This window comes from Pseudonocardia sp. Ae505_Ps2, from assembly GCF_001932425.1.
GTDB lineage: Bacteria > Actinomycetota > Actinomycetes > Mycobacteriales > Pseudonocardiaceae > Pseudonocardia.
The window spans coordinates 1-9,673 of the sequence record NZ_MCIP01000003.1; the positions used below are offsets into that span (position 1 = coordinate 1).

Below are 9,673 nucleotides of genomic sequence, written 5' to 3' on the forward strand. Positions count from 1 at the left end.
CAAAGGCTTGTGATCGCGTGATTGTGTGATCGTGTGATTGGGTAATGTTTGCGTGATCACGTGATTGTGTGGTGACTTTGTGTAGTTGTATCTCTTGGCTTACTGTGGGTGGTTTTTGGTTACTGAGGGTGTGCGGGGTTTGCGGGGTTTGGCGGGGTGAATTCCCCCAGAGCGACGGCGAAGGGTTAGGTGAGGCTTACCACCTCGCGCATGGTGGGGGTGGGGGAAGAGAGCCCAGGCAAACCCCGCAAACCCCGCGGGGGGGTCTAGGGGCTGCCAAGGGAGGTAGTCGTAGTGGTGAGGGTGACGACGCCGCCACACTTCGCTGCGGTCAGATGGACCGGCCGGTGCCCTTCGGTGCGGAGCGCGCGAGCCGGTCGACCGCCGCGCGGTACCGGTCGTTGTGCCGGTACAGCGCGAGCATCGCCCGCATGCGGTCCTGTGGGTCCGCGCGGTCCTCTAGCTCGGCGGTCTTGAGTGTGCGGTAGTCGTCGTCGTGCAGGTAGAGCCCGAGTCGCCTAGCGACCTTGGCCGAGGGTGGCACGAGGACCTGCGCGCGGGACGGCCGCTCCTGAGTGGGTGTCTCAGCGGGCGCTGTAGTGGCCGCTGCGGGCTTCTCGGCGGTCGTGCGGGTGGAACGTTTCCGTGCGGGCTTCGACGCCTCCTGGGCGCTCTCGGTCGCCGGTGCGGGGGCGTCGGGGTCGACGGCCTGCGGGCGCTGCATCTGCTCGCGGAGTCGGTTCTTCGTGGTCACTGGGACTCTCCTGCCTTGCGGGTCGAACGGCGGCGCACGAGGTCGCGCAGCAGGAAGCCGCGCACGATCTCAGCGAGGGCGGTGATCTCCGGGTCGCGACGGTCGCCGAGTCGCGAGCCCACCTGGAACGCCTCGTCGACGGCGGTGCGACGGGGCAGCTCGGCGCGCACCTGGTCGCCGAATTGTGCGATCGCGTCTTCCCGGATGATGGCCTGCACGTTGACCCGGATGTCGAACCCGGTCAGCACGACGCCGGCCCACCGCAGCCGGTGCGACCGCTGGATCTTCTTGACCCGGTCTCGGGCCTCCCCTGCCTTGCGGATGGCGTCGGTGGTGGCAGTGATCGGGGCGTAGGCCACGTCTGCGGCGTACATCGCGCACGTGGTGAGCGCGCCGGTCCGGCCGCCGGTGTCGTAGAGCACGAGGTCCCAGCGGCGCCCGAACCCGGCCGCGTCGGCGATGTCACGCAACAGCCAGAGGTCCGGGATCGCCACCTGCGCGATCCCGGTCAGCGACGCGCCTGCCGGGAGCAGGTCCACGCCCGACCAGCGGGTCGGGATGATCTCCGAGTCGACCCGGGCGGCACCCTTCTCCGCGCTGGACTCGCCGGAGGTCACCCCGGCGTCGGTGAGCACCCCGGCGAGCCCGGGGACGTGCGCGGGAGCGTCGAACCGGTTGGACAGGTTCCGCTCGGGGTCGACGTCGACCAGCAGCACGCGCAGTCCTTCGCGGGACGCCTCACCGGCCATGAGCGTCTGCCACAGGGTCTTAGCGGTGCCCCCCTTGCCGGACAGGACAACCACTGACGTAGCCATATCCGCAGCTTAGCGGGTGTGCGATCACGTGACCACCCCATAGTTGAGTAATCGCGTGGCCGTGTGATCGCGTGATCGCACACGCCTCACCAGTTATGACGTTCCGTATTCGTGTAGGCCGCTACCACTGTCGGTGTGCGTGACCTGGTTGGTCAGTCGTGGAACTCGATGCGGTCGACATCGCGGAACCGCACGTCAGCGCCGTATCGCTCGCGCACCGCATCGTTGATCGCTTCCACGGCATCGTGTCGCGCGTCGCGCGCGTCGGCCTGCGCGTGGTCACGGCCGTAGGTGCGTAGCCCTGAGTACGCCTCGGCGATGGCGCGCTGGTTCGCCGCGTTCGGGGGCCGGTCTTCGGCCAGCCACGCGCGCAGGGTGCGGCCGGACGGGTTGAGCCCGGCACGGTCGGCCAGCTCGGACCCGCGCGCGGTGCCGGTCAGGGCCCGGAGTTGAGAGTGCCAGCCGGTCGCGGTGTAGCTGGTGGCCTCACCCTGCGCGGCGCGGGCATTAGCCTGCTTCACCGCCGACAAGGCCGCTCCGACCCGGTCCAGGTCGAGCCGGTCGAGCCGGACCGCCGCGCGCGGGGTCTCGACCCCGGCCCACTCCACGCGGGCGCCGTAGACGGTCATCCGCTCGGGCATCTGCTCCTCCCCGGCCTGATACTCCTCCCAGGCGCGTTCGGCCGCCGCTTCCAGCGCGGCCTCCTCGGCGTCGGTGTAGTCGGTCGCCGGGCCCGTGTCCTTACTGGCCATCAGGTCTCCCGGGTCTCGCGCGCCTTCGCCTTGAAGCTGCCAAGTGCGACGCCGTCCGGGTCGATCTGAAGGGGAGCGCGCCCCCCGGGCCGCGGGGTGCTGGTCACGACCTCGAGCGCGTCGGCCGGGATCACCAGCTCGTCCACGTTCGCCAGCGCGACCGGGGCGAGCTCCGGCGCGAGCTTGCGGCAGTCGTCCGCCCACCGCCACAGAGTCGCCGACGCCTGCGCCTGGATCGCGTGCGTCCAGTCCGGCCGCTGCGCTGCGGCGCGCCACTCACGGGCATCCCCGCTGGTCGGGGTGCCCAGCATCAGGGACAACGCCTGCCCGAACGCGGTCTTGACCGCCGCGTACTGGTCCGAGTCGCGACCGTAGGTCGTGATCGCCTCCTTGCGGAGTGCGTTGACGTAGCCGGTCCAGTCCGAGAGCCGCACACCGGCGGCGGTGTAGGAGTCGAGCACCGTCAGGTCGGCCCAGCGGCCTTCCTCTGCGAGATCCCGCAGCAACGCCGCGGTCGGTGTCGGCACCCACAGCTCGGTGGCCTTGCCGTGCCCGGCCAGCGGATGCGGCAGCTCGTCTCGCTCGGTCCACGGATGGACCTGCACCTGCCAGTAGCCCGCGCGTTGCGCGTCGAACTCGCACTCGCCGGTGTGCTCCAACCCGCCGTGCGCCACGAGCACTGACGACGCAGCCGCGACGAACGCGCCGGAGCGGTCCAGGGACACGACCTCCCCGACGAACGGGCGCTCCCACGCCCACGAGCTGATCACATGTGCGGCCCACGTGATCCCGGGCAGCGGTGGGCGCCAGAACGGCCGGCGGAGCCGACCCTCGGCATCCTTGCGGTGCGGCGCGAACTCCTCCTCCAACGCCCGCAGCACACGCAGCGGGGAGCCGTCGGCGAGCGCGGCCGTGTCAGCTGTCAGCCGCGCGGCCTGTTCCTGTCGCCGCTTCTGCGCGAACGCGCGTGCCGACGAGCCACGGCGCGGGCCCGACTTCGCGGCGGGCGGCTCGGGCTGCGCGGGCGGAGTCGGCACCTGGCCGTCGTCGGCAGGGTCCTGCTCCGGCGGGGTCGACGGCGTCGGGGTGCGGTCACGGTCGCCGCGGGGGCAGCCGTCCGGGGTGGCGTGCCGGGCGGTGCCGCACCGCGACCGGATCAACGTGGGGTGCCCGCACAGGACGCAGGGCTCCTCCTGGCCCTCGTCGAGGACCACCCCGAACCCGCAGGCGGGCCCGGGGACCTGACAGGCCACACACCCGGCGCCCGACTCTGCCGGGGTCTGAGCGGGAGACGGCTCCGGCGCGGCGGTCCGCGCGGCCGTGGTCAGCGGTTCCGGCCCCCCGACCGCGGCCTTGACCGGCACCGGGTAGCCCTCGGTCTCTCCGAGATGCTCGATGCGCCACATCCCGATTTTGTCGCGGGTCCGCCCGGCCCGGCGGACGGTGATCTTCTCGCCCGCCCATCGTCCTTCCCGGTTGGTCAGCCACCGTCCCAGGCTCTTCGCGATGACACCGACACCGAGTCGTCCGCGCACGACCTTCTCGCCCAGCTCGGCGGGGAGCGCATCGAGCGGGATCGGCCGCCGCGCCGCGTTCGCCTGATCAAACTCGCCGGTCCCGACGTGGTGATCCTCCGAGACCAGCGCCAGCAGCTCCTTCACCGTCCAGGCGCGTTCCCCGAACTGGCAGTGCACCGCTTCGAGGAAGTCTCGCCACTCCTCGTCGTCGTCTCCAACGGTGATCCGCTGGGAGTCTGCCCCGTCGAACGTGCCGGAGATGCCCGCGTGTCCCAAGATCCCGTCCACGGTCTCGATCCACGCCCGGTAGGAGTCCGCTCCGGCCTTGCGGCGCAGGGGCCGCCCGGCGACCACCCACGCCCTGATCAGCGTGAGCAGGGCCCCGATCAGCGCGCCACGGCGCTGCCCCACCCAGCCCTTCAGGTCCTTGATCGTGAAGTCGTTTCGCTTCTCGGGGTGCGGCACCCCGGGGTCGATGGTGATCTGCACGGTGCGCCGGACGAGGTCACCGCCGAGCGACATGTTGTTCCCGGTGACGACCCAGGTGCGATCGTTCTTCGCGGTCACCGTCTCGGTCGCGCCGAGTCGCCGATCCGACCAGACCGGCGAGGTGAGCAGGCCAGCGAGCACCGGGGACTTCAGCGTCCCGGACACGTTGTCGAACTCGACCACCGGCGCGGTCGTGGTGTCCAGGATCGTGGTGATGGACTTGCGCCACTCCTCGGAGTCGGCGGGGGTGTCCGCGCGGAACACGCCACCGTGCAGCGTGCGAATGATGTCGCACAGCAGCGACTTCCCCGACCCCGGTGACGGGGCACCGATTGCGGCCAGCTTGTAGGGCGGCGGACAGATCTCCCGCAGCAGCGGGGTCAGCAGCATCCCGACGTAGTTCGCGTGGTCGGCCTCGGACTTGAACGCGAAGTCGGCGAGCATGTCCGACAGCAGCGTGACCGCCGCACGGACATCTGTGTCGGTCGGTTCCTGCGGGACCGGGGGCACGGTCAGCCCGTCCGGCGGCAGGAAGATCAACCGCGTCTCGGGGTCGTAGCCCGGCTGGTCGATGATCGTGCCGTCCCGGCGCGGCGTCGGCACGTGCGTCACGCCGCGCAGCGGGCGCAGCGACCGCATGTAGTCCAGCGAGTCCACCGCCCGCTGCGCCGCGTCGAGCGGGAACAGCGTGTCCACCTCCCGCGGCGCGCCGTCCTTGGTGTAGCGGATCTCGCGGCACGAGTGCGTCTGATCGACCAGCGCGGCGACCTGGCGGGCGGTCACCCGCCGGACCTGCGCGGGCCCGTCATCGTCGTCCGGGTCGCGGGGTGGCACGTGCCCGTCCTCACCGACGCGCGGGGTGTGCACGACGTCGTTGCCGCGCCGGAACACGCCCGACAGCGGCCCGGCACCCATCGAGGCGGTGAGCCATTGCAAGGACCCGGCGGGCGACTCAATGACCAGCTCCGGCCGCTCCGGGCCTCGCGAGACCGGCCGCCCGGGTGCGGCCTCTCTGGTGCTGCCGGACGTGCGGCGGCCACGCGTCGGCGACTTCTTCTCGGCACTAGCAGCGGATGCCGCCTTGCTCGCGGCCTTCCCGCTCACCGGGCCCACCGCCGCGGCCCGGTAGTAGAAACACGCCTAGTTTGCGTCGCCTGGCCTGGTGTCGGCCTGTACAGTCGCACGCGCGACCTCCTAAGAGGTAGTTCAGTCGAGGACCCCCCGCCGCGCCGCGAAACGAGACGGGGGGTCTTCGCATGTTCAGGGTCGGTTAGGCGCTGAGGTCCAACTGCTCCGGGTGGTCGGGCACAGGGAAGCCGTGAGCCTTGGCCACCAGCCGGATCAGATACTCGTTGAGGCTGAGTCCGAGCGCGGTCGCGCGCTCCTCGTAGAGGGCCCGGTGTTCGGCTGGCCAGTGCACCTTGCAGGGGTTGCGTGGCCCCCAGCGTGGCGTTGGTCCATATGACATGAGCCATTCCTACCGGAACCCGACTCTGACTCGGGGTCGACGCGCCGATGACGCTGGATCGTGTGTTCATCGGTTCCTCCTCCTGCCTGTCCAGGACCACGGCCCCGGCAGGTCGACACGCTGGCGGTCCGCGCGGCTGTTCCAGGACCACGGTCCGAGCCGGACGGTCACCGACGTGATCCGCCACCGGAGCCATCCGGTGGACGCGGCGTTGATCACGAGGGGGCCGAGCGGGAGGCGTTTGCGGCCGTGCACGCCCATCAGAACGGCCCCTCGTTCTCGTCCTGGCCCTCGCCGTCGCCCTGTGGCTTCTCGGTCCGGGGCGGTCGGGTTCTGCGGTCGGCGGTCTCCCCGGTGTGCGGGTCGACCGGCGCCGCGCCTCCGTTCCTGCCGCGCTTCGTGATGGCGACAGTGGCGAACTGGGTCGAGGCGCCCACCTCGTCGGCCTGCATCTCGATCACGGTGCGCTTGTCGCCTTCCCGGGTCTCGAACGAGCGCTGCACGAGGCGGCCGTGCACGATCAGGCGGTCTCCCTTGCGGGCGGACTCGGCGAGGTTTTCCGCGGGATCGCGCCACAGAGTGCAGCGCAGAAACAGCGGGTCGCCGTCGCGCCATTCGCCGGTCTGCCGGTCGAATGTGCGCGGATTCGATGCGACGGTGAAGTTCGCGACCGCGGTTCCGGACTCGGTGAATCGCAGCTCGGGGTCGGCCGTGAGGTGCCCGATGATGGTGGTGACGATCTCTCCGGACATACCGATCGGTGTCCTTTCTTGGCGAGTTTCTGAAGGGTTGTGTTTCTGGTTTTTTGTTGTGTCGGTCAGGCTACTTCGGCGGGTTGTTCGGAGGTTTCCTGTTCCCACATGGCGCCCCACTCGTCAAGGCTCTGAGTGGTCCACGTGGGAGACCGTCCTGACCGTTGCGTGTTCGGGATCTCGTGGGCCTGTCGCCGCTTCCTGAAGGTTTCCGGATGAATGCCCAGGTAGGCGGCTGCGTCCACGTTTCCTGTCACCCACTCCGCGCCGCGCTGCGTCGATTCCTCGGCGGCCGGCGTCCCCGGTTCCCACTTCCCACTCCCCTCAGTTGGCCCAGCGACAGCGGCCTCGGTCGCCGTGTCATGGGAAGTAGTTGTGGCCCACTGCTTGATTTCGTCGTCGGTGGCCCAAATGTTCTGAACCCACGTCTCGGATTCGCCGTCGGAATAGATCCAGCGGCCCCGTTCCGGGCGCGACCGTGGCACCGGAAACGTTCCGGCGAGACGCATCCAGTTCTGCCGACGGAATCCCGCGAGCCCACGGAACCCGAGGCTCGTGATAAGCCCGATTCCACCGGTGATCTGGTGGTCGATTCGTTGTCCGGCGAGCACGATGTGAACGCGGAACGCCGCGCCTTGCCACATGATCGCGGCGATGTCGTCCCACACCGGTGGGTGCGCCGGATCGCCCTTCTCCTTGATCTGGCGCCACAACTGCATGGACTGAGCCGAGAACTGTGACAGTTCGTCGATCAGGAGCAGGTGGAAGGGGAATTCAAGCGTCGGGTCGTCGGCCCGCTCGTTGCATCGCCGATCCATGAGTTTCTTGACGTGGCGGATACCGTTCCACATCGCCGCGATATCGGCCGGATCGTTGTGCAGGTGGAACCGGGGAACACCGAACAGTGACTTGAAGGATTCCCGCTTAACGTCGATTCCGGTGGCCTCCGCGGCGGGGTCCTGATGCAGGATTTGAGCCGCCGACAGGGACAGGAACGTGCTCTTTCCGCGCCGGGATCCGACCTCGAATCCCCAGTGCGGGTCATCGGCGAGGAAGCTCCCGTGGAACGGCTTGCGCTGCCGGTCGAGGCCGATCAGGATCTCGCCGGGCTTGCACGCCTCGACCTTGTCCCGCACCGACGCGAACGGCACCACCCGCGGGCACTGCGCGACCCGCACGAAGTCGACCGTGAACGGGTGCTTGGTCGTGCGCCAGCGAGCCTCCACCTCGAACGGCAGCCGGGCGTTCGCGAGCGCGGTCACCGCCTTCTTCTGCTCCGCCGTGCCCTGGAAATGATCCGGCAGTTGCAGCGTGGCGACGATCTTCTCGGTGGTCATGCCGCCTCCTCGTGCTCCTGGTCGTCGTCCGCGCGGATGCTGCGCAGGCTCGCGCGCGGCAGGGACAGGTTGACGTCGCGTGGTGACATCTGAAGCAGCGGCGCGACCGCGGCCCGGAACGGGCGCAGCAGGGTGCGCTCGTGCTTCGCCTCGCGCACACGGGAGTCGATCGTGACGATCGACCACCACAGCGTCACGGCCACGATCACACTCGCCGTCAGCGTGACGAGGGTCTGCGCGGACGAGTCGAAGAAGTGCCAGCCCGTGACCCACGCCCATGCGCACGCACTTGCGACGCACAAGCACGCGCACCGGATCGCCGCGCGCTTCCACTCCGGCAGGTAGTCCCATGCGCCCGGGGTGCGCCCGTTTGGATTCAGCTTCCGCGTCCCGGCGTTTCGCCATTCGGCATCGGTTTTGCGTGCGCGGTCACCGCGCATCGGTCGCCCGGTCAGGAACCGGAAGACCACCTTGAACAGTCCCGTGAAGATGACGATGAGAACGATGAGGCCGTGGTCCTTCCGGCCCATCCGCATTCCCTCGCCGCGGGTCGCGCCCGCCCAAAGCCCACTACCCATGATCATGCACTCCCTTTGTTGTCTCAGCTTGCGATCGGTAGATCCGTACAACGGTTGCGGCGCCGTATGGCGCGGCGTTCCTGCTCGTCCAGCCCACCCCAGACACCCCACTTCTCACCGACGGTGAGTGCGTGCTCGCGGCACGCGTCGAGTACCGGGCACCCCGCGCATACGCGCTTTGCGCGCGCAACCTGTCGGGTGTGCGCGGGCGAATCGGGTTCGGCGGTGGGGTAATGCGTGTCGTAGGGCACGCTGCGGCAGGCAGCGCCGTGCCACGGGTCCCGGCTGTCACTCATGCGGAACACCTCCTGACAGGTCGTGCGCGAGCACGGTCAAATCAATGCGCAGATCGACAAGCGAACTGGCGACGATCTCCAACGCCGAACCGACGAGAACGGCGGCATGCGTGGCAGTAGTCGGGTCGGTCTGCGTGATGTCCGCCTGGTGCTGGACGACGCGGATCGCGTCGGTGAGCACCTGGCGTAGGTCGTCGGCGTGGCGCGCGCACATCGCGGCCACGTCCTCCGGGGACTCGTGCGCGGGGGTCGGGTCAACGGCGACCAGGCGCGTGCGGAAATCTGCGTCGAGACTCATCGGGTCACCTCCTGTCGTGTCGAGCATTGGACATTGCTGCATCGGCCGTTCAGAACGCGGCACGAGCACCGGCCGCACCATTCGATCCCGTTGCGGGTCGTGTTCTTGCCCCGCTTTCCGGGCCGCGTGGTCTTGGTGTCGGTGGTGGACCAGCACCCACACTTCAGGAGGGACTTCCGGCAAGCTATGCAGCGCGGCATCAGGAACCGCCCCCGTGGCTGTGGTTGACGGTGGACGTTGTCACCGAATTGACCGAGGAGAAGAAGTCTCCGGTCGCCTGCGGGAGCCCTTCGCCCATCGGGGTCGTGATGAACAGCACGATGGCTCCGAGAAGCATGAGCGCGCCGATCCCGCCCGCTCCGCCCCGAAGACAGGCGACTCCGGCGAGGATTAGCATTACGAGGATGATTCCGACTGACCCGGACATGATCACTGGTCCTTTTCGTTGTTGGTCAGCTCGCGATCTGTGGACTCGTCTCGCTCGGTGCGCGGGCCGGGGATCTCGAACAGGGGCTCCGGTTCGGCCCCGCTCTCTGCGAGTCGGGCGACGGCCCGGTCCCGGCCGCAGAGCTGGTCAAAGCGCGTCTTCGTCACCCGCATCTGCCCGGCCCTCCTAG

General features: G+C 69.2%; 10 protein-coding genes. All 10 read right to left on the minus strand.

The genetic code is table 11. The annotated features are described in order from the left end of the window. Positions 1-331: 331 nt before the first annotated feature. The gene (locus Ae505Ps2_RS29065; RefSeq protein WP_075313469.1) at positions 332-754 is read right to left on the minus strand and encodes a hypothetical protein; all 423 of its coding nucleotides are present in this window, start codon (positions 752-754) and stop codon (positions 332-334) included. Then, positions 751-1,569: a ParA family protein gene (locus Ae505Ps2_RS29070; protein ID WP_075324358.1), complete on the minus strand. Its 819-nt coding sequence runs from the start codon at positions 1,567-1,569 to the stop codon at positions 751-753. The genes Ae505Ps2_RS29065 and Ae505Ps2_RS29070 overlap by 4 nt, the downstream gene beginning before the upstream one ends. 152 nt (positions 1,570-1,721) lie before the next feature. Then, positions 1,722-2,321: a hypothetical protein gene (locus tag Ae505Ps2_RS29075; protein WP_075313473.1), complete on the minus strand. Its 600-nt coding sequence runs from the start codon at positions 2,319-2,321 to the stop codon at positions 1,722-1,724. Next, complete coding sequence (locus Ae505Ps2_RS29080) at positions 2,321-5,263, minus strand: hypothetical protein (protein ID WP_139320287.1); 2,943 nt, start codon at positions 5,261-5,263, stop codon at positions 2,321-2,323. The genes Ae505Ps2_RS29075 and Ae505Ps2_RS29080 overlap by 1 nt, the downstream gene beginning before the upstream one ends. Before the next feature lie 792 nt (positions 5,264-6,055). After that, a complete protein-coding gene (ssb, locus tag Ae505Ps2_RS29090) occupies positions 6,056-6,547 on the minus strand; it encodes a single-stranded DNA-binding protein (RefSeq protein WP_075313479.1) in 492 nt (163 codons plus the stop codon). A 65-nt stretch (positions 6,548-6,612) separates the two neighbouring features. After that, positions 6,613-7,884, minus strand: a complete 1,272-nt coding sequence (locus Ae505Ps2_RS29095) for a hypothetical protein (protein ID WP_075313481.1) — start codon at positions 7,882-7,884, stop codon at positions 6,613-6,615. Beyond that, on the minus strand, positions 7,881-8,414 hold the full coding sequence (locus Ae505Ps2_RS29100; RefSeq protein WP_075550271.1) for a hypothetical protein: 534 nt from the start codon (positions 8,412-8,414) through the stop codon (positions 7,881-7,883). The genes Ae505Ps2_RS29095 and Ae505Ps2_RS29100 overlap by 4 nt, the downstream gene beginning before the upstream one ends. Positions 8,415-8,485: 71 nt before the next feature. Continuing rightward, a complete protein-coding gene (locus Ae505Ps2_RS29105; RefSeq protein ID WP_075313499.1) occupies positions 8,486-8,758 on the minus strand; it encodes a WhiB family transcriptional regulator in 273 nt (90 codons plus the stop codon). Further along, positions 8,751-9,056 (minus strand): hypothetical protein, encoded by a 306-nt coding sequence (locus Ae505Ps2_RS29110; RefSeq protein WP_075313485.1) that lies wholly within the window; start codon positions 9,054-9,056, stop codon positions 8,751-8,753. The genes Ae505Ps2_RS29105 and Ae505Ps2_RS29110 overlap by 8 nt, the downstream gene beginning before the upstream one ends. 429 nt (positions 9,057-9,485) lie before the next feature. Next, positions 9,486-9,673, minus strand: a 188-nt coding sequence (locus Ae505Ps2_RS32875) for a hypothetical protein (protein ID WP_212567731.1), incomplete at its 5' end; no start/stop codon positions are given.

Excerpts from the sequence above, each read along its gene's own strand:
- Ae505Ps2_RS29070 (WP_075324358.1), bottom strand. The coding sequence starts at position 1,569 with ATGGCTACGTCAGTGGTTGTCCTGTCCGGCAAGGGGGGCACCGCTAAG.
- Ae505Ps2_RS29075 (WP_075313473.1), bottom strand. The coding sequence starts at position 2,321 with ATGGCCAGTAAGGACACGGGCCCGGCGACCGACTACACCGACGCCGAG.
- ssb (WP_075313479.1), bottom strand. The coding sequence starts at position 6,547 with ATGTCCGGAGAGATCGTCACCACCATCATCGGGCACCTCACGGCCGAC.
- Ae505Ps2_RS29095 (WP_075313481.1), bottom strand. The coding sequence starts at position 7,884 with ATGACCACCGAGAAGATCGTCGCCACGCTGCAACTGCCGGATCATTTC.
- Ae505Ps2_RS29100 (WP_075550271.1), bottom strand. The coding sequence starts at position 8,414 with ATGGGCCGGAAGGACCACGGCCTCATCGTTCTCATCGTCATCTTCACG.
- Ae505Ps2_RS29105 (WP_075313499.1), bottom strand. The coding sequence starts at position 8,758 with ATGAGTGACAGCCGGGACCCGTGGCACGGCGCTGCCTGCCGCAGCGTG.
- Ae505Ps2_RS29110 (WP_075313485.1), bottom strand. The coding sequence starts at position 9,056 with ATGAGTCTCGACGCAGATTTCCGCACGCGCCTGGTCGCCGTTGACCCG.